Consider the following 19,577-nt stretch of genomic DNA (forward strand, 5'->3'; position numbering starts at 1 on the left):
TTTTATATCATGGTAGACATTATTACTAAGAAGATCAGCTTAATTGGGAAATATTTGTCCCATATGCATATAAAAAAGACAAAAAACATCCAATTAGCCATGTGCTAAATGAATGTTCTTTGTCTTTTCTCTATTGTTTAATGATTACTATCGTCAAGAAAATTAATTATTTGCCTTCTGCAACTGCTTTTGCAGCGTGTTCTCCACTCAGGCGACCGCTAGTTAATGCATATTGAACAGCGCTACCTGACATATAGACTTGGTTGTAAAGATAACGATTTGCTGCTTCTCCACCTGCGTAAAGATTGTTAATAATGGATCCGTCTTCTTTTACAACGCGATAATCTTCGTCAACCTTCACTCCACCAAAGGTACCCATTGTCTTAGGATAGTACTTAAAGGCATAGAACGGTCCTTTGTCTACGGATACAAGCGTTTTTGCTTCTTTCTCAAACACATCTTTCCCTGAGGCTACTCCCGCATTGAAAGTATCCATTGTTTTTACAAGTACATCTTGTGGTACTTGCATAGCAGTAGCTAACTCTTCAATTGTATTTCCCACAGCGATTTCAGCATTTGGAAGTTGTCCTTCAATAGAGCTAATCAATTTCGCATTTGCTTCGCTTGAATCTATAACCATCCACACTTGTTCGTTAAGAACAACTTTATTAGTTACAATCGCATAGTGACTATTTTCATTCATAAAGCGTTCGCCTTTTTCATTCACTAATACTTTAGTTGTATCCCATTCAATACCACGTAATTCAGGAATAAGACTTCCCATACCTAAACCAATAACCCATGGATCTTCATATAACGCTGCACCTAATTTCTCTGCCATGACAATCCCATCACCTGTACTGCCTGCTGCAGCTGCACTGATGCCTATATCCTCAACGAATTGCGGTAAGAAACGCTCCATCAGTTCCTTACTCTGAGCAAAACCTCCGGAAGCTATAATGACTTTTTTGGCATGAACTATCAGTTTTCCTTCAGCATTCTCAGCCACAACACCAATCACATCACCTTTATCATCCGTGATTAATTCCGTTGCTTTTGTCTCTGTAAGAATGTCTATCCCTCTGTCTTTAAGACTTTTTTCCATATTTGCGATTAATGAAGCTCCACCAGCTTCAGGAAAATGAAGGCGGGCTACAGGATCCACACCATATCCTTCTACACTTTTATATTTATGATTCATATTATCAACTAACCAATGTGTTGTATCTACTGCATCATCCATAAAGGTTAATACGCGATCATAATCTGGATATTTACTATCCGGATTACTTGTATTTTGACGTTCTTTCCACAACTCCATCCATGACTCCGGTGAATCCTCAAATCCCAACTCCTTTTGGAAGCGAGTACCTGTCGCAGAAATACCGCCACCAGATAGACCCGTAGAACCACCAAGCGTTGCCAACTTTTCTAGCACAATAACTTTAGCGCCATTTTCAAATGCTGATCCAGCAGCTGCAAGACCTGTTCCTCCGCCGCCAATGATAACCACATCAGTTGTAAGTTCCGTTGCTTCTTGTGACTTATCATCGGTGGTAGCAGCAACCTTAAGGGCATCTACATCTCCACCTGCTTGCTTGACACAATCCTCAACTGCAGCAAGGATCGCCTTCGATGAATTGGTTGCACCTGATACAACATCAACAGCCAACGTCTGTCCTTCAACAATTTGCTGAGGTATACGTTCGAATGGTGTATCACTAAGACCTTCAGTTTCGTTGTTTCCCTTCACAGTCACTGAAACAATCGAATTTTCGTCAAACACGACTTCAACGGTTACATCACCATTGTTTCCAGCAGCCGTTGCTGTGTAAGTTCCAGCTTTATACTTACCAGAAGTCTCAGTTGCATCAGGTTTTGAGTTCGTATCTGAGGCGGATTTTGAACAACCAACTACGCTTAAAATCAATACAAGTCCTAATAGCACAAATCCTACCCTTTTCAAATTCATTTTCATTTCTTTTCCCCCTTGATGAATATAACTTATTTATAAATTAAGCTTATACTGTCGGGTTATCACCACGTCAAGGATTCTTTGTGAAAAATTGCACGTGAAAAAGGCGTAGAAAAACAAAAACCATGGGGTTAACCCAAGGTTTTCAATAGGATCCAAAGATATGAATTAAATGGATTGATTTTATATGAATCAGGGAAGATGGGGGAAGCTATATCTATATTTAGGAAATCATGTTCTGTTTGTGTTTCATCTCGTGCTCAACTCTTGAGGAAATAACCTCGAAATTTCTCTTCTTCTTCCCAACATAAAGAGTCTGGTATAGTTCCTTATTCCTGATATCAATATATGGGTTGTTTTCGATGATCGGACCAATGTCTATAGCATCTAACTGAGATAATTCTAAACTCTCTAATTTCTCAAGTATATTATTTATATTGAAATAGTCTCTTAATTCTAAAGGGATGTTTATAAAATCCTTACTTTTAGTACCGATATGAGGATATACTCCAGTCAGTAGACCCTCAGGTTTTATGAAGGGCGATACTACATCCAATAAAACTTTATTTGCTGATTTTGTATACCTTTTGCTCAACCCATGATCGATGATGATATCAATAGAGGAATTTGTAATCGGTAATTTATCTATTTCACAGCAGAAAAAAATAAAGTTACTATGCTCATATTGTAACTCTAAATTTTTCTTCATCTTTGCTAGTCTTTCCTTGTCATGACAAATGAGAATATAGGTACAACTTTTAGGTAAATTATCAATATAATGCATTAAAAATCTACCTGTACAATTATCAAGTTCCATCATATATTTAGGATCATTTCCATGTGTTTGTATGTAGTCGATTAAGGTAGTGGTTCCATTATATAAGAAATTGATATAGTTAGGTGAAGCTGACTCGAAGAAGTCTTTCTTCGTAGGCATTATCTTTTTTCTCACAGCTTTCTCATCTATGTAAATCCCATTTTCTATAATTGCAATGTAACCGCATTCACATTGAATAATGGCTTCTAGTATCATATTTTTCTCTACAGTTCCACCACTAATGTCCAATGTTTTTTCGCAATCAGGACACTGTAAGAGACCTAAAGCGGCTAGTGGAAATCCTAAGCTTTTCTTTTGACTTATGCCATCCATTTTCAAGCATTTAATTCTATCTTTTAACTGGAGGTTGATCTCATTGAATTTTTGCTGTTCCTTTAAGATTTGATCTTGTTTTCTCTCCAATAAGGATAAGTAAAATTGTCTGTAGGCATCTGACTTATCACCTTCCAATCGATTAAAACATAGTATTTCCTGAATTTCGGTTAGAGAAAAATCTATTTGCTTTAGCGCAAATATTTTTTCGATATCACGACTATCTTCCTCACTGAACTTATACTGACACCCCTCTTTTTCAGCAACTAGTAGCCCCATATCAATATAATGGCGAATGGTGTCCTGCGTAATATTATGTTTTTTAGAGAATTTACCAATTTTCATTGTGCATTACTCCTTCATAGTGCTAAGTGAAAGTTTATATAGTGATCTGAACGATTTTGTGAAAATAATCACAAATATATTCGCACTGGTTCTTACTGCCATCGTACCTGAACTTCAAATACCGCGCAATCATTTGTTGAGGAAACATTTGACTCCATAGTACTCAAAAAAGCCCCGCTGTATCAAGGACTTCTGACACATCGGGACTAATATAGCATTACTTTATCAGATTTAATGTTTGTTTAGTTAAAATAACGCTGCCGCTGCGCTTCGAACAACAAGATGGAAGCAGCCATCGCTACATTGAGTGATTCTGCCTGACCACGCATCGGTATAATTAGCCCATCATCCATAAGCTCCCGAACCTCACTACTCAGACCCTTGGCCTCACTGCCAAGCAACAACCATACCGGCCCTTTAAAATCGTAAGCGTAGCAGCTCTGCGCCGCCTGCAGACTCGTGCCTGCAAGAGAAATACCATGTTCCTTGGCCTGTGGTAGAATTTCACTCAGGTTTCCGTGAATGACAGGCAAATGAAACAGCGAGCCCATTGTAGAACGAAGTACCTTAGGTCCATAAATATCGGCGCAACCTGCACCCACGATAACACCATCCGCCCCAACAGCGTCTGCACTGCGAATGATCGTCCCCACATTTCCTGGGTCCTGTATACCATCTAATACAACAACAAGGCTGTTCTCCTTCTGAAGTAAAGGCAACAAAGAGCCCCCTACCTTACGAAGGATCGCAAAGACAGGTTGCGGTGTCTTCGCATCACTGCATTTAGCAATCACGGCCCCAGACACGCCAATCCACTCCACATCCAAACTTGAGGATGCGACTCCATTTAATTCACTCGGAATTCCGGACTCGATCTCATAACAAATACATTCAATATCGGCGTTAGCTTTCAACGCTTCTTGTACTAAATGGATACCTTCAATCAAATACTTATTATGCTTATCCCTATATTTCTTCTCTAACAGCCCCGCCCATTCCTTAACACGGGCATTCTGCGGAGACAATATTTGCATCAGTCTGTTCATCCTTATATTTAAGATTCTGAGTAAGCCAACTCTAACTTAGTAAGATCATTCTTCTCACCGACGATGACTAGGACATCCTCAACGGTAAGCCGGTCACTTGCTGCAGGAGAGATGTTCATCTTTGTTCCTCGTTTGATCGCCATCACATTGCATCCGAAGAGCGCCCGAATATTAAGCTCCTTCAGATTTTTGCCAATCATACCTTTGGTAACGCGTAGTTCAACAATGCTGTATTCATCTGACAACTCGATATAGTCCAGAATGTTCGGAGAAGTGAGATGGTGAGCTACACGAAGTCCCATATCCCTTTCAGGAAAGATGACTTTATCGGCCCCTATCTTCTGAAGTACCTTCCCATGCAATTCATTTTGCGCTTTAACAATGATGATGGGTCCGCCAAGATCTTTCAAGATGAGCGTAGTCAGAATGCTGGCTTGTATATCTTCACCAATCGCCACGACCACAACGTCGAAATTTCGAACACCCAGTGCACGAAGTGCTTCTTCATCCGTGGAATCTGCCGATACAGCATGTGTAACAATATTGGATACAGCTTGCGTGCTATGTTCATCGGAATCGATAGCAAGAACGTCAAAACCCATTTCACTTAAAGCTTTAGCTACACTAAAGCCGAAGCGTCCCATCCCAATGACAGCAAACTGTTTTTTCGCTGACGCCATAACTTCACCTACCCAAGACAGAATTAATTTGCTTTAGTATATCACACCTATCCTAAAACTTGTATTTTCAGCCGTGTCATAGGGAAGATTAACAACCGGGCAAGTAACATTTCTAGGAGGGATTCCCGTGGCGATCACAATGGATTTGCGACAAGCTATCATGCACAAGATACATGGTAAAAGCGAAGGTGATCTTCGAAGCATGATTGAAGGTTCCATCGATGCTCAGGAAGCTGCGCTTCCGGGACTCGGCGTTATTTTTGAGATGATGTGGAAGAATATCGACCAGACCAAACAGAACGCTTTAATCTCCATGCTTCACAGCAAAATCGAAGCAACTGATCTGGGCCCACTGAAATAAGAAGATTGCCCTTTACAACAAACAACAAGCCTTCTCTTGGCTCGGTATGGGCCGGGAAAAGGCTTGTTGTTTGTTTATTTTCGAATTAGTAAGGACAACGACAACACTTATGGCGCAACCTCAAGAAATTTAGCATCTGGATTCTTATCCATGGCCGTACGCATCGCGTATTCATTCTCAAACAGCACGACATAATTGCCCTTCTTATCTTTCACAAGTGTGGAGTTAATCCGGAATTTAGAAGGATCGATCTTGTCTCCAACAATCCATCTGGCAAACTGATACGGCATCCGTTGCAACTGTACATCAACGCCATATTCGCCTTTCATTCGGTATTCGAAAACTTCAAATTGAAGTTGCCCAACCACACCCAGCATAGTATCTTCAAAGCCAACAGTAGTGAACACCTGAATCGTTCCCTCTTCTGTTAGCTGCTCGATCCCTTTTTGATATTGCTTATGCTTCAGTGCGTTCTTCGCCGTTACCTTGGCAAATATCTCAGGAGAGAACGTAGGAAGTTCATCGAATACAACTTCACTACCTTGGCTTAACGAATCTCCAATCCGGAAAATACCTGGATCAAACAACCCGATAATATCACCTGGGTAAGCCTCACTGACGATATCACGATCTTGAGCTAGAAATTGCTGTGGTTGTGACAACTTAATCTCTTTACCCATACGTACATGTTTCACTGACATTCCGCGTTCAAACTTACCTGAAACGATACGTAGAAACGCAATACGGTCACGGTGCGCAGGATTCATATTAGCTTGAATTTTAAATACATATCCCGTAAACTTCTCATTCGTCGGTTCTACAGTCCCGGTCGTGCTACGACGAGGTTCCGGTTTAGGAGCAAGCTTGAGGAAGTTATCTAGGAAAGTCTGTACACCAAAATTGTTAACCGCACTGCCGAAGAAGACAGGGGTCAGCTCTCCTCGTTTCACTTTCTCCAAATCGAATGGATCACCAGCTACATCGAGTAGCTCTAGATCCTGACAAAGCTGATCGTGCAAGTAATCTCCCGCCATTTTACGAATCTCAGGGTCCAGATAATCCTCGACCTTCTTCACTTGAATGTTGGAATGATCGTCGCCTTGGAATAATTCAACTTGATTATTCATTCGATCGTATACCCCGCACAACTCGCGTCCTGAACCAATAGGCCAGTTCATCGGCACTGAACGGATGCCAAGCACTTGTTCAATTTGTTCCATCAGTTCGAATGGACTGCGACCTTCACGGTCCAACTTGTTAATAAACGTAAAGATCGGAATTCCCCGTTGAGCGCAGACCTGAAATAGTTTGATGGTCTGAGCCTCGACCCCTTTAGCAACGTCGATCAACATCACAGCGCTATCCGCAGCCGTTAATGTACGATAAGTGTCCTCACTAAAGTCCTGGTGACCCGGTGTATCCAAAATATTAACGCGATGACCGTTATAATCAAACTGCATGACAGAGGAGGTAACGGAAATCCCCCGTTGCTTCTCAATCTCCATCCAGTCGCTTGTTGCATGTTTGCTGGCTTTACGAGCTTTAACTGAGCCCGCTAGACGGATTGCTCCACCAAATAGTAGCAGCTTCTCCGTTAATGTCGTTTTCCCGGCATCCGGGTGGGAAATAATCGCAAATGTTCTGCGTTTATCCACCTCATGTTGCAATTCTTGTTCCAATGCTTTGCTCATTCTCACTTTCCTTTCATTCCACAAAGTCACGTCTTACATTGTAACATATTTTGACTCTCCATACGCAAAAAAGCCGCTTTCAAGCGTTATGCTTGAAAGACGGCTTATATTCTGGATTCTAGCCTGTATTATGATGATAGTATCAGGACTTTGTCCAAACAACGTCGTCTTCCTCTTGTCCATTTACTGGCCACCAATGGAATCCATCCTTAGCGAGTAATTCATCAGCTTCCTTAGGTCCCCATGAACCAGCAGGATAAGAGCTAATATCGCTTGGAGTCTGTCCCCAAGCTGCTGCGATACGATCCACGAACGCCCAAGCTGTAGCCACTTCATCCCAGCGAGTGAAATAAGTGGAGTCACCATTCGCTGCATCATGGATAAGGCGCTCATACGCTTCAGGAGAATTAATACCCACTTGACAGCTTTGGCAGAATTCCATTGCTAAAGGCTGAATTTGGGATTCGGAACCTGGCTTCTTGGCATTAATCTTAATATAGATGCCTTCCATCGGATTCACACGAATAACCAACAGGTTTGGTTCTAGTGTATGCTTCTGACCCAAGTAAACGTTCGTTGGCATTTGTTTGAATTCAACAACAACTTCTGTCGTTTTGACAGGTAGTCGTTTACCAGTCCGAATATAGAATGGAACGCCAGCCCAGCGGAAATTATCAACGAGTACTTTAGCTGCAAAATAAGTTTCCGTATTGGAATCAGGAGCAACTTTATCTTCCTGACGATACCCTGGTAGTGATTTGCCTTTGCTCTCGCCCTGTGTATATTGACCACGCACAACATTCTCCGCCACTTCAAGTGGGGATGAATAAGGGCGCAATGAGCGCAACACTTTTACCTTCTCGTCCCGAATATCTTCAGGGAACAATCGGCTTGGTGCTTCCATTGCTATCATCGTTAGCATCTGCAGCATATGGTTCTGGCCCATATCACGCAACGCTCCCGAATGATCGTAATACCCTCCACGCTCCTCAACACCCACCGTTTCACTGAGTGTGATTTGGATATTAGCAATGTGTTTATTGTTCCACAAAGGCTCAAAGAAAGCATTCGCAAAACGAATAACCTCGATATTCTGCACCATTTCTTTGCCTAGATAGTGATCGATCCGATAAATCTCTTCTTCTTTGAATACTTGATTCAGTTCTTCATTCAGTTTCTGAGCTGACAACAGATCATAACCAAATGGCTTCTCAATAACAAGACGGTGCCAACCAGCACTGCTGAGCATGCCACCCTTCTGTAAGTTGAAGGACACACTACCGAACAATTCTGGAGCGAGTGCCAGATAGAACATTCGATTTCCCGGTATATCAAAGCGCGCTTCTACTGTTTCTGTTAATTCACGAAGTTCACGGTATCCGTCAATATTATTAATGTCTAGTGATTTATATGAAAAATGCTCTGCGAACTGAGTCCACTTTGCGGTGTCTTCCACCTTATAACGACAAAATTCCTTGATGGAACGATAGATGTCTTCGCGGAACTCCTCATGTGAACGCGGACGCCGCGCCACGCCGATAACCGCAAAATCTTCCGCAAGCTTTCCTTCAGTATACAAAGAGTATATTGCAGGATACAACTTACGACGTGCCAAATCTCCGGTTGCCCCGAAAATAAAAAATACCGCTCCTGGTGTCTGCAGTGATTCTAGATTTTGAATTTCAGCCATGGCTCCTCATTCTTTCTATATGTAATATAGTGTATATTTATTCATAACCCATCATTTTGATGACTTTACTTAGTCATCATAAGATGTCATGTAATTTTAGCATATCCTCTGCAAGGATGCCATCAAATAAATATCAAAAATTGATGTATTTAATGAAATTTCATCTAATCTTTACCTAATATTCATCTAATATTCAATCGTCAGTAATGGTGAGCCTATAGAAATCTCTTGACGACCCGTGTCTAAATTTCGGTGCAGAGCCACTTGCAATGAAATTTGGTGATCCCCACTATAAACAGAAATTGGTAATCCATCCACCTCATAAGATCGACTGATTGTGTTACCATCTTCATAGCTGTCTACCATTTTTAGCGGTTGTATTGTGTTCTCTACCTGCTGCTCTATATTCTTCAACTTCTCTCCATGAGTTAACGATTGAACCCCGCCCATGTCTCCGGTCTGTTCATTTGTCATTCCTTGTATTGCTGCATTCCACTTCACGTTTACTCCTTCATCCGCAAGCGAGCTCCCATAATTATACTGCAAGGTGCCCAGAGCATTCATACCTTCGAGGGTCTCAGTCTCCAGTCGTAATACTACATAGAGTCTTCCTTTCTCCCGAACAGTAACTGAAAGCTTGGATTGTACACCGTTCAAATCCCCCAGAGCATAATACTGAGTATGATCCTGAACTTTATCATAGACGAGCCCAGATAATCCTAGACGAGAAGAAAGTACATCTGCCGCTTCCTCCGACGCAAGTAGTGTATTCCACTCCCCTTGCCATTTTATCGTAACCCGGACTTTATCTTGTATAACCTCTTTTCCTATACTCATCAACTGGGCTAATTGCACACTAGCATCATCTACCGGATGATTCACTGCGGCATCTGCATGCCTTCCCTTCTCAAATCCGACCATTACAACTGCAACTAATATAATAATAAGTGCATAGCTTCCTAGTTTCTTCATAAGATCATTCTCCCACCCTCACCAAATCTATCAATCTATGAAATAGGATGTCCCATGAACTATGAAGTTATACTTAAACCGCGATAAATTAATAAAATATAACAAAAAAAGAGACATCGAAGTGAAGTCTCTTTGCTTCTTGAACTATACTATTCCAAATTATTCAGCTAAGCCATTCTTATAAGCATAAATAGCTGCTTGTGTACGGTCATCCACATCTAATTTGGCTAAAATATTAGTCACATGGAATTTAACTGTTTTGATTCCGATGATCAGATCATCTGCAATATCTTGGTTAGACTTTCCTTGAGCCAACAACCTTAGTACATCCATCTCACGTTCGGTTAGTTCCTCATAAGCTGGTGTTTCTGGTTTAGGCTGACGCAAGCGATTCATCATTTTGGAAGCGACTTGCGATTCCAATACGGACTGTCCTCGTGCAGCGGCTCGGATGGCTTCAGCAATTTCGGATGCACGGGAGGTTTTCAACAAGTAGCTAAATGCTCCTGCTTCGATAACCGGATACATCTTTTCATCATCCAGATAGCTGGTCAATACAATCACTTTACAATCAGGATACAGTGCTAGCAGTTGTCTTGTTGTTTCGATTCCATCCATACCTTCCATCACTAGGTCCATCAGAACAACATCGGGTCTATATTCTGTTGCGAGCCGAATGCCTTCTTCTCCACTACTTGCCTCACCAACAACCTCTATACCGTCCTCAGTGCCTAACACTGCTGCCAACCCTATCCTTACCATCTCATGATCATCCACGAGCAGTACTTTAATCTCCTTGTCCATCTCCATGACTAAGAATCTCCCCACTTTCCTCATTCATCAAAGGTATTGTGATCTCAATACGCGTCCCCTTGCCCAGAGCTGTAATGAATTGAATCGATCCACCAACCTCACGCACACGCTCTTGCATCGTCGACAACCCGTAAGATATCTGCTTCTTCTCATCCAATTCAAAGCCGATACCGTTATCCCTAAGCGCGACCTTCACAACATCTCCCTTCTGATGAATGCGAATTTCCATCTTATCCGCTTTAGCATGACGAAGGGTATTCGACATTGCTTCCTGAATGATACGGAACAGGTGGTTCTCAATTCCTTTGCCCAGTTTCAATTCCTCATCCATCTCAAGTATTAGCTCCATCGGTACTTTTGTTTTGAGCTCTTTTACGAGTTCCAATAACCCTTGTGATAATTCCTTACCCTCGAGGTATACCGGACGTAGATGAAGCAGAAGCGCTCTCATTTCAGATTGAGCAACAGAAGCCATCTCTTCGATCAATTCAACTTGGAGCTTAGCTCTATCGAAGTCCTTATCTAGCGTTCTTCCCACCGCTGTGGCGGTCATGGATATTGCAAATAGCTGTTGCGATACCGCATCATGAAGCTCACGGGCGAGTCGCTGTCTTTCCTCTACAATCGCTGAAACCCTAGCTTGCTCAGCCAACTGAGCATTATGTGTAGAAAGCCGCTGAAGTGAAGTGACCTGCTCTTCCCAGCGCTTACCTATTCTCTCTAGTTGCTCACCTAGCCGCCCCATCTCATCTTCACCAAGCTTTGGGACTACCCCAGTTTGATTTCCCTTCTCCCATTGTAAGAGAGAATCCCTCAGCAAATCAATTTTTCGCTTTGGACGATAACCTTGTAAGAAACCATAGATAGCACCAATACTAATCAATAGTGACAATAATGAAAGACCGGCTTTTATCCCCGTCTTCCATGAACCTGACGGGTTAAAATAATCATATGTATATAGAACGTAAAGAACTGCAATCAATATAATAAATGACAGGAGAATCCCTTCCCGCATGCTTCGAGATAACATATTTACAGACTTCCTCTTCTTCATGCAGGGCTCTCCTCCAATCTCAAGTTAATCGTATATCTACATCTCCAACAAGATAGGAAATGATAATTTTCACTTTAAATTCACTCGTATGGTAGTTTGGAGATTTCCAATATAAGCGATTCAACATCCCAGTCTCCTTTTCCTGATCAAAATCAATTTGACCAAACAATACGAAGGCCTCGATGTCTACCCCATAATTTTCAGGAACAATCAAATTAATATCACCCACGATACCATGGAACATCAGAATATTGGACTCGCTTTCCTCAATCGCGAGAGACAAGTCAATATCAAGTTCCCCTATCACATGCCACATACTTGTATTACGTAGAGTCCAAGGATCCCGATCCCAATGGATGTTAGAAGTGACGTTCTGTTTCTGCACATGGTTTCCTTCCGGCTGCGTCTTTCTAATCTTGGCGTAATAGAATCCTAGTGAAATCATCAGTATCGCAATCACCAGCATAAAGTGATCCAGCAGGATCATAACTCCGCCCACTGCAAGTAAGATATAACCAGTCTTTACCTCTTCACCTTGACGAACTTTGTACACACCATAACCTATAATAATGAGGGCGACGATAGTGAAAAATCCTAGCCATTTGCCGAAAATCATCATAACGCCAATTCCGATCAGACCGATAGCCAAGAATCTTTTCCGCGTATCCATGTCGCACCTCCCTGTCGGTTCATAAGATCGGAAAAGCCATAACGGTAGTTTCTTACCGCATGGCTTCACCATTTTATAGCATACCACATTGTTTATTCGACGTGAACACGTTATTCTTTGCTTGCCTCACGCTTTGTAGAAGAGTTCAATTTGGACTTAAGCGCCTCGAGTTGTGCGTCAACCTTTAATTGTTTCTCCGCATCGGCTGGGCTGGAGTAAGCTCCCGTAGAGGTTCCACGGTATGTAATACCTGAAACTTCTGCCTCTGCTTCCAACTGCATAATCTTCTCTTCCATACGATGGAATCCTAGTGAAGCATTACCACTCTCGATCGTATGCAGGCTGCTAACTTGTGACATTTGCTTTCTAGCCTTCGCCATTTGCGCACGGTTAACCAAATCATTGCGTTTGTTGCGAAGCTTGTAGAATTCATCCTTCATTTCGTGCAATTGTTGTTTCAATTCAGAAGCTTGGGCTTCAGATTGAACATGCAAGTCAACATATTCAGCTTGCTTTTGATCGTAATGAATTTTTTCTTCCAGTAACTTACGTGCCAATTCCTCTTGACCATTATTTAGAGCAACCTCAGCTTGACTCTCACGCTGCATAGAGATGCGTACCGCCTCATCTAAGCGTTGTTTCATTCTACGTTCATTAGCCATTTGTTTAGCTACTGTTACTTCGGCATCCCGAATCTCGGCCTCCATATCACGTAGGTACTGATTGAGCATAACAATTGGTTCCTCCACCTTATCGAGCAAATCATTTACCGACGCTTTAGTGATATCTTTAATTCGTTTGAATACTCCCATTTTTTACACTTCTCCCTTCTCATAGTTAGAAAGCTTTTTACGAAGCTCTTCCAATTCTTTTTTCATGGCTTTTTTCTCAATATCTTTCATCATGGAATCCAGGTTTGATGCATCTGCTGCTTCAAATCCGTTGTTCCCCATGGGTCTACCACCGTATTGGGTCTGGCCTTCAAATGGGTGTCCACCGACCGGAGGTCGTTGTCTGTACCGTGGGTCCCCATGATTCCCTGGCCCGTAGGCGTTATTGTTGTAACCTCCATTATTCCATCCACCGTTAAAATAAGGATCATGTGGACTGAAAGGCTCCTTCGGAATCACAAGGGCAGCGATAAAGTAGATGAATATAGTCGTTCCACCCGTGAAAGGAATACTAATTAGCGCTAACAGCCGCAGTGCAAAGGAACTAATGCCTAGGTTTTCTGCAAGCCCACCAATCAGACCGCTTATCCATCTGTTCCGTCTGGAACGGTATATGCTTCTCATTTTCCTTGCCCCTCCCCATTGTTGTTCAGCTTTTGCTTCAAGCGGGAGAGTTCTTGCTCCAATGTGGATTGAATTGCGGATCCCGCTTGGTTAACGAAATCCTCACCGACCTTCCGTAAATCACGGAGGCTACGGGCTTCCCATTCCATATCGGACACTCGATCTTCCAAACGATTGAACATTTTCGGCACATCTTGCGTACCGTAACCGCTCATCCGTTGGTTCATACGTTGTTGCAAACGAAGTGTCTCCATTCTTGCGTAATAATACTGTCGCTTGCTATACACCACTTGATATTCTGTCTTTAATTCATGTAATTGATTTTCAAGTTCCTGAAGTGACTCCAAGCTCTGGGTATATAGCCCAGAATACTGCTCGATCTTCTCTTCATATAGAATCTTTTCTTGTAGTGCCATCTTGGCAAGATGTTCCTCACCAGCTTTAAGTGCAAGCAGTGCTTGCTCTTCTCGCTTATCCTTCATTACCTTAGCTTGATCCACCTGTTGCTTTAACTGCTTGGTGTGTCCTGCATAATGATGATGGAGTTTCTCTGCCTCGGCGATTTCCTGGCGAGTCTCAATCAGAAACTGATCGATTAATCGAACCGGATCCTGTGACTGCTCTAACCGTTCATTTAAATTCGCTACTGTAATATCCCGTACTCGACGAAATACACTCATGACATATCATCCCTCCTAACCTCTCGGTCATTCATTCAAGTTAATATCTCCAACTATATGCAATTAGTAACCCCGACGTCCTTTAAGGGACGAGATACCATATACGATCAATCCGATACCAAGCACCGGTACGATTAGCCAGGCTAGCTTTGAGATCAGAGAAATGATCCCGAAGATAAGGACGATCCATCCAAAAAATGCGTTCCCCCGGCGAATTCCGTAATATCCTAAAGCGATCACCAGTATGGTAAACAGGAGTCCGAAGAGACTTCCCAGTAACGGGGTTAGCTTACCTAACAGTACCAATACTCCAAGTGCAATAAGTACAACTGCGAATCCATTGGGCCGATTTGTTTTCATTGATTTATCACCGCCTTTCCTTTGCATCAACCTTATGTCTTTATTCTAGGTGTAAACGCATCTTTTCAAAACGGACCGCAGGCGGTTTTTTATACTAGACCTTAGTCGAGGTGCTCGTCAGTCCTAAGGTATCCAGTTCAATCCCGCCTCCTTAATATTAGCCCTTAGTTTAACCTTTACTTTTCTAAAAGCTAGTACTATAATGATGAATGCACTTTTAAACAACAGAAAATGAAGTTATTGGAGGAGCCTGCCATGTTGCGGGCTCTTTTTGTCTTTTTTCAGGTATATCCGGAATAATTCAACCCCAGCATGGCAATCTAATACTTAACTCCATGCTTTGCACATCTAAGGAGGATTACCATGGAACAACAAGCAATACTTGCAATCGGCATTTTCTTACTCACCTACGGACTCATTATTTCTGAGAAGATTCATCGGACATTACTTGCCATGATTGGTGGTATTCTAATGGTCGTATTCGGAATCATGGATCAAGAAACAGCAATTCATCATATCGATTTCAATACCTTAGGACTCTTAGTTGGAATGATGATCATTGTAAATACTACCGCAGAGACTGGTTTATTCAGTTACATAGGAATGTGGACAGCAAAAAAAGCCAAAGGTAACCCTGTAAGGATCTTGTGGCTGCTAGCCTTGATTACGGCATTAGGTTCAGCTCTCTTGGACAATGTAACTACTATTATATTGATAGTCCCTGTAGCCTTTAGCATAACGCGTCAGTTAAAGGTTCCAACATTTCCGTACATTTTCTCATTAGTTGTTGCATCTAATATCGGCGGTACTGCAACCTTAATCGGAGATCCACCAAACATTATGATCGGTAGCGCAGTCCCAGAATTAACATTTGTCGCCTTTTTGCAAAACTTAACACCTATTGTCTTTATCATTTTAGGAGTAATTCTCCCCCTATTAGTAGTAGTTTTTAGAAAAGGGCTAAGAACAACTGACGAAAACCTTCAAACCATCATGGACATCCCATTAAATGGATTGATTACGGATAAGAAGCTTCTAATAAAATGTCTGGTTATACTTGGAGTAACGTTGATCGGTTTCTTCCTTCATCAGACCTTGCATCTGGAATCCGCTACAGTCGCATTAGCAGGGGCATTCATACTCTTATTGTTTACCGGCGAGCATGTTATGGAACGAGCCTTCCGTTCTGTGGAATGGCTAACGATCTTTTTCTTTGTAGGATTATTTGTATTAGTTGGTGGTTTGGTAGAAACGGGACTCATCAAACAGTTAGCGGAACATGCCATTGAATTAACAGGCGGGGATACACTACTGTCCTCAATGCTTATCTTGTGGCTTAGTGCTCTAGCCTCCAGTTTCCTTGATAATATTCCATTTGTCGCCACTATGATTCCGATGATTCAGGATATGGGGAGCATGGGGATCTCTAATCTTGAACCCCTCTGGTGGAGCTTGGCGCTGGGTGCCTGCCTGGGAGGAAACGGTTCCCTAATTGGAGCTAGTGCTAATCTGATTGCAGCCGGGATGTCTGCGAAAGAAGGCGAACCCATCACGTTTATGCGTTTTATCAAATTTGGATTTCCGTTAATGCTCTTGTCCATTGTGATCTCAAGTATTTATATACTTCTTCGTTATTTTTAAATGCACTTATAGCTTAATTGCCAATTATTTAATAATAAAATCATCTTTTTTTTTGAGATACCCTATTTACTGTGATATCCTTAAAGTATGAAATTATTGCTGAAGGGAGAGATCAGACTATGATGAAACTAAAAAAAGGAACAACAGGCCTATTACTTTTTGTCACCTTTTTGGCCTTATTCATGGTCTTATCTCTACCTGGAATTTCTCTCACCTCAGCAATATCTGAGACTGCAGAGACTGAAACGTTAGAAAGTGATCTTTCCAACCGGAGTCCCAGAGTAATCATGCGCCTCATATCACCACATCTCAAATATTTAATTATTGACAGATCCCCATTTCCACTTGTAACGATACCCATTTCGGCAATCTTTTTACTTTCTGCACCGTGGGTACATTTCCGACCGTCCTATTCCTTATTTATGAAACGGCTTCTTCTCTTACCCATAAAATTTACCAGCAAGTTTGTGGCGTATCAGCCTAATTGATCTATTCATTCTTACCCAACATCCAAAAAAATGTTCTCTAATATCTTAACTGGAGGCTTGAAACTAATGAATCTCAAAGAAACTGATTTACCGGGGATTGGCAAAAAAATTGTAGCTAAAACTCGTAGTGGTGAAAAAATTGCTATTATTATCCATGATGACGGCAGACGGGAATTGTATCACTATGAAAATGATAACCCGGACGATAGCATCTCGATGGTAACACTTGATGACGATGAAGCTAGATATGTATCTGCTATTATTGGCGGTGTTACTTATAAACCAACTGCACTAGAAAACATCGAGGTTGCTCTAGGTGGTCTGGTCATTGAATGGTATAAACTTGAATCAAATTATAAATCCATTGGCAAAACAATTGGTGAACTCCGTGTTCGTCAGCGTTCTGGTGCCACAATTATTGCTGTCGTTGAAAAAAATCATGCTAAACACATTAATCCTGGAGCAGATTTACTCTTGACTGCCGATGCGCTGGTCGTTGTCTTAGGAGAACGCCTTCACCAACAACAAATTAAGCAAATCTTACAAAATGGAACTGCTTAATTTGGATCATGTCATCTTTGAGATTGGTCTGGCGATCGCTCTAATTGCGCTCGCCGGGTTAATTTCCGCAACACTTCGGCATTCCTCAACCGCGCATTAAATATTCGTTCCAATGAATTGTTTATCCTCAATTCTATTCCTAATTGCCGGATTCTCTGAATCGATTCACGTAGCTGAAGCGATCGGTGCTCTACTCATCGGTTTTATTGGGCTTCTTCTCCTTCAGTTTCGGACTCACAATCGATCCTACAAAATTAGGTGGAACACTATTTAATCAATTAAAAATATGAAATACTTCCCCTGGCCGGGTTGATCACGGTTTGGAAAGGAGGAGTGAGCATGAGAAACAAACTCACGGCATTCTCCCCTGTTGATCGTCGCCGTTTACATTGGCGAATCAATCCCATACTCATCAACATCTTAGGAGTTATTGTCGGAGCTTTGCTTGCTTCCGTAGGTTTAGAACTATTTCTAATGCCACATGGTATTGTCGTTGGAGGTATGACGGGGTTATCTGCTATTATGGCGTTCTACACGGAGATGAGATTAGGACTGTTCCTATTCTTACTCAATCTACCGCTTGTTCTGTTGCAGAGGAAAAACATTAGCGCTTCATTCAGCTTGTTGACCGTATTGGGACTACTTGTATTCTCTATATCGGCTATCCTGTTACACCCATATCCGGCGCTTACAGCAAGTCCCATTCCAGCAGCTATTGGTGGTGGATTGTCTCTAGGATTTGGCATAGGACTCGCCGTACGCTTCGGAGGCTCATTGGATACGGCCCAGAACACAGCGGAATGGATTAATTTTAAATTGCCCTTATCTGCTGACTGGCTGGTCCTGATCTTGAATTGTAGCATACTCTCTTTGGCAGGATTTCACTTCGGTTTTGAGCAAGCCTTATACTCTGTTATCGCTTATATTCTGGCCTTCGAAACAGTGAAAATATCGCTAAGCAACTTTAGGTACAGTCGTACCTTTACGATTACTAGTCTCTATTGTTACGAAATCCAGGAAGCGCTGTTGATTCGTCTAAATCGGCAATCACAATTACTTGAGCCACCTCATAATGGCAAAAGCGGAACACTACTATGTAAGAGTGATCTGTGGGAGGCCACACGCTTAAAGGCCCTCGTCAAGGATTATGATCGTGATAGTACGATTACACTTAAAGAATAAATCGTTTGTAATACTATAAGAACGAGTAGCCAGTTTGAACGGCTGCTCGTTCTTTTTATATATTGTTTCTGCACAGTGATTACTCCATACAGAAAGATCCCATCGGGCTGGCCTTACGCCCCTTTTCGTACTTTATCCACATATCAAAAACCCCAACATTCATTTGAATGTTGGGGTTGCAGTTTAAAGGTTTGGTACCGGCGAGAGGACTCGAACCTCCACGGTTTCCCTCTCGATTTTGAGTCGAGCGCGTCTGCCATTCCGCCACGCCGGCATAATTCAAAAATCTTTTGTTTCCTCTTACTTCATAAATTTCATCTCATATAAGAGATAAAAATGGTGCGGAAGACCAGACTTGAACTGGTACGATAGTCACCTACCGCAGGATTTTAAGTCCTGTGCGTCTGCCGATTCCGCCACTCCCGCGTAAAAATTATGGAGGCGCCACCCAGATTTGAACTGGGGATAGAGCTTTTGCAGAGCTGTGCCTTACCACTTGGCTATGGCGCCGAATTATAAAACTAATGGAGCGGACGACGGGAATCGAACCCGCGACCCTCGCCTTGGCAAGGCGATGCTCTACCGCTGAGCCACGTCCGCATATAATGGCTGGGGATATAGGATTCGAACCTATGGGTGACGGAGTCAAAGTCCGTTGCCTTACCGCTTGGCTAATCCCCAACACTTTTTTAGATGAAATAAAGGGCGACCGATGGGTCTCGAACCCACGAATGCCGGAACCACAATCCGGTGCGTTAACCACTTCGCCACGATCGCCACACAAGAAAAAAAATAACCTTAAGATCTTTCCAAAAGGCACTCACCAATGAATATTTGAAATTAAATGGGGCGACCGAAGGGTCTCGAACCCTCGAATGCCGGAACCACAATCCGGTGCGTTAACCACTTCGCCACGATCGCCA

18 protein-coding genes, 7 tRNA genes and 1 pseudogene are annotated in these 19,577 nt (G+C 42.2%); 5 read left to right on the forward strand and 21 right to left on the reverse strand.

The genetic code is table 11. The annotated features are described in order from the left end of the window. Positions 1-166: 166 nt before the first annotated feature. From EJP82_RS02135 to EJP82_RS02150, 4 genes are all read right to left on the reverse strand, one after another. Positions 167-1,978 (reverse strand): FAD-dependent oxidoreductase, encoded by a 1,812-nt coding sequence (locus tag EJP82_RS02135; protein WP_127190347.1) that lies wholly within the window; start codon positions 1,976-1,978, stop codon positions 167-169. A gap of 220 nt (positions 1,979-2,198) precedes the next feature. Next, on the reverse strand, positions 2,199-3,470 hold the full coding sequence (locus EJP82_RS02140) for a MerR family transcriptional regulator (RefSeq protein ID WP_127190348.1): 1,272 nt from the start codon (positions 3,468-3,470) through the stop codon (positions 2,199-2,201). A gap of 242 nt (positions 3,471-3,712) precedes the next feature. Then, complete coding sequence (locus tag EJP82_RS02145; RefSeq protein ID WP_127190349.1) at positions 3,713-4,504, reverse strand: TrmH family RNA methyltransferase; 792 nt, start codon at positions 4,502-4,504, stop codon at positions 3,713-3,715. 20 nt (positions 4,505-4,524) lie between these two features. Continuing rightward, positions 4,525-5,196: a potassium channel family protein gene (locus EJP82_RS02150; protein WP_127190350.1), complete on the reverse strand. Its 672-nt coding sequence runs from the start codon at positions 5,194-5,196 to the stop codon at positions 4,525-4,527. A 127-nt stretch (positions 5,197-5,323) separates the two neighbouring features. Here EJP82_RS02150 and sspI point away from each other — a divergent pair, with 127 nt between their 5' ends. After that, positions 5,324-5,557, forward strand: a complete 234-nt coding sequence (gene sspI / locus EJP82_RS02155) for a small acid-soluble spore protein SspI (protein WP_211350024.1) — start codon at positions 5,324-5,326, stop codon at positions 5,555-5,557. A 107-nt stretch (positions 5,558-5,664) separates the two neighbouring features. On the opposite strand, the gene EJP82_RS02160 is transcribed toward sspI, so the two are convergent. From EJP82_RS02160 to EJP82_RS02205, 10 genes are all read right to left on the reverse strand, one after another. Then, the gene (locus EJP82_RS02160) at positions 5,665-7,248 is read right to left on the reverse strand and encodes a peptide chain release factor 3 (protein WP_127190352.1); all 1,584 of its coding nucleotides are present in this window, start codon (positions 7,246-7,248) and stop codon (positions 5,665-5,667) included. Positions 7,249-7,390: 142 nt separating this feature from the next. Further along, positions 7,391-8,938 (reverse strand): glucose-6-phosphate dehydrogenase, encoded by a 1,548-nt coding sequence (gene zwf, locus EJP82_RS02165; protein ID WP_127190353.1) that lies wholly within the window; start codon positions 8,936-8,938, stop codon positions 7,391-7,393. A gap of 186 nt (positions 8,939-9,124) precedes the next feature. Next, positions 9,125-9,910, reverse strand: a complete 786-nt coding sequence (locus EJP82_RS02170) for a YwmB family TATA-box binding protein (RefSeq protein ID WP_127190354.1) — start codon at positions 9,908-9,910, stop codon at positions 9,125-9,127. Between the two features lie 159 nt (positions 9,911-10,069). Then, positions 10,070-10,714, reverse strand: coding sequence for a response regulator (locus EJP82_RS02175; RefSeq protein ID WP_127190407.1), 645 nt, complete (start codon positions 10,712-10,714; stop codon positions 10,070-10,072). Next, positions 10,698-11,777, reverse strand: a complete 1,080-nt coding sequence (locus EJP82_RS02180) for a sensor histidine kinase (protein ID WP_127190355.1) — start codon at positions 11,775-11,777, stop codon at positions 10,698-10,700. Before EJP82_RS02180 ends, EJP82_RS02175 begins: the two co-directional genes overlap by 17 nt. A gap of 19 nt (positions 11,778-11,796) precedes the next feature. Next, positions 11,797-12,447: a cell wall-active antibiotics response protein LiaF gene (liaF, locus tag EJP82_RS02185; RefSeq protein WP_127190356.1), complete on the reverse strand. Its 651-nt coding sequence runs from the start codon at positions 12,445-12,447 to the stop codon at positions 11,797-11,799. Between the two features lie 110 nt (positions 12,448-12,557). Then, the gene (locus tag EJP82_RS02190; protein ID WP_127190357.1) at positions 12,558-13,259 is read right to left on the reverse strand and encodes a PspA/IM30 family protein; all 702 of its coding nucleotides are present in this window, start codon (positions 13,257-13,259) and stop codon (positions 12,558-12,560) included. A 3-nt stretch (positions 13,260-13,262) separates the two neighbouring features. Continuing rightward, complete coding sequence (locus EJP82_RS02195) at positions 13,263-13,742, reverse strand: PspC domain-containing protein (RefSeq protein ID WP_127190358.1); 480 nt, start codon at positions 13,740-13,742, stop codon at positions 13,263-13,265. Beyond that, positions 13,739-14,422 (reverse strand): PspA/IM30 family protein, encoded by a 684-nt coding sequence (locus EJP82_RS02200; protein WP_127190359.1) that lies wholly within the window; start codon positions 14,420-14,422, stop codon positions 13,739-13,741. Before EJP82_RS02200 ends, EJP82_RS02195 begins: the two co-directional genes overlap by 4 nt. 63 nt (positions 14,423-14,485) lie before the next feature. Beyond that, positions 14,486-14,782 (reverse strand): hypothetical protein, encoded by a 297-nt coding sequence (locus tag EJP82_RS02205; protein WP_127190360.1) that lies wholly within the window; start codon positions 14,780-14,782, stop codon positions 14,486-14,488. Between the two features lie 363 nt (positions 14,783-15,145). Between EJP82_RS02205 and EJP82_RS02210 the strand changes: the two genes are divergently transcribed. The 4 genes and pseudogenes from EJP82_RS02210 to EJP82_RS02225 all read left to right on the forward strand — a co-directional run bounded on the left by EJP82_RS02210 (position 15,146) and on the right by EJP82_RS02225 (position 18,654). Then, complete coding sequence (locus EJP82_RS02210; protein ID WP_127190361.1) at positions 15,146-16,423, forward strand: ArsB/NhaD family transporter; 1,278 nt, start codon at positions 15,146-15,148, stop codon at positions 16,421-16,423. A 554-nt stretch (positions 16,424-16,977) separates the two neighbouring features. Beyond that, complete coding sequence (locus EJP82_RS02215; RefSeq protein ID WP_127190362.1) at positions 16,978-17,472, forward strand: cation:proton antiporter regulatory subunit; 495 nt, start codon at positions 16,978-16,980, stop codon at positions 17,470-17,472. A 66-nt stretch (positions 17,473-17,538) separates the two neighbouring features. Next, positions 17,539-17,744: pseudogene (locus tag EJP82_RS28275) on the forward strand (cation/H(+) antiporter); the annotation flags it as partial. A gap of 67 nt (positions 17,745-17,811) precedes the next feature. Further along, positions 17,812-18,654 (forward strand): YitT family protein, encoded by an 843-nt coding sequence (locus tag EJP82_RS02225; protein WP_127190363.1) that lies wholly within the window; start codon positions 17,812-17,814, stop codon positions 18,652-18,654. A gap of 192 nt (positions 18,655-18,846) precedes the next feature. Here the strand turns inward: EJP82_RS02225 and EJP82_RS02230 are convergent. The 7 genes from EJP82_RS02230 to EJP82_RS02260 all read right to left on the reverse strand — a co-directional run bounded on the left by EJP82_RS02230 (position 18,847) and on the right by EJP82_RS02260 (position 19,575). Next, positions 18,847-18,928, reverse strand: a tRNA-Leu gene (locus EJP82_RS02230). Between the two features lie 63 nt (positions 18,929-18,991). Further along, positions 18,992-19,080: transfer RNA gene (locus EJP82_RS02235), tRNA-Leu, on the reverse strand. A 10-nt stretch (positions 19,081-19,090) separates the two neighbouring features. Next, a tRNA-Cys gene (locus EJP82_RS02240) sits at positions 19,091-19,164 on the reverse strand. Between the two features lie 15 nt (positions 19,165-19,179). Further along, positions 19,180-19,254, reverse strand: a tRNA-Gly gene (locus tag EJP82_RS02245). 6 nt (positions 19,255-19,260) lie between these two features. After that, a tRNA-Gln gene (locus EJP82_RS02250) sits at positions 19,261-19,335 on the reverse strand. 23 nt (positions 19,336-19,358) lie between these two features. Beyond that, a tRNA-His gene (locus EJP82_RS02255) sits at positions 19,359-19,431 on the reverse strand. A gap of 68 nt (positions 19,432-19,499) precedes the next feature. Continuing rightward, a tRNA-His gene (locus tag EJP82_RS02260) sits at positions 19,500-19,575 on the reverse strand. Positions 19,576-19,577: the final 2 nt, after the last annotated feature.

It is taken from the genome of Paenibacillus anaericanus, assembly GCF_003994475.1.
In the GTDB taxonomy this organism is placed as follows: domain Bacteria; phylum Bacillota; class Bacilli; order Paenibacillales; family Paenibacillaceae; genus Fontibacillus; species Fontibacillus anaericanus.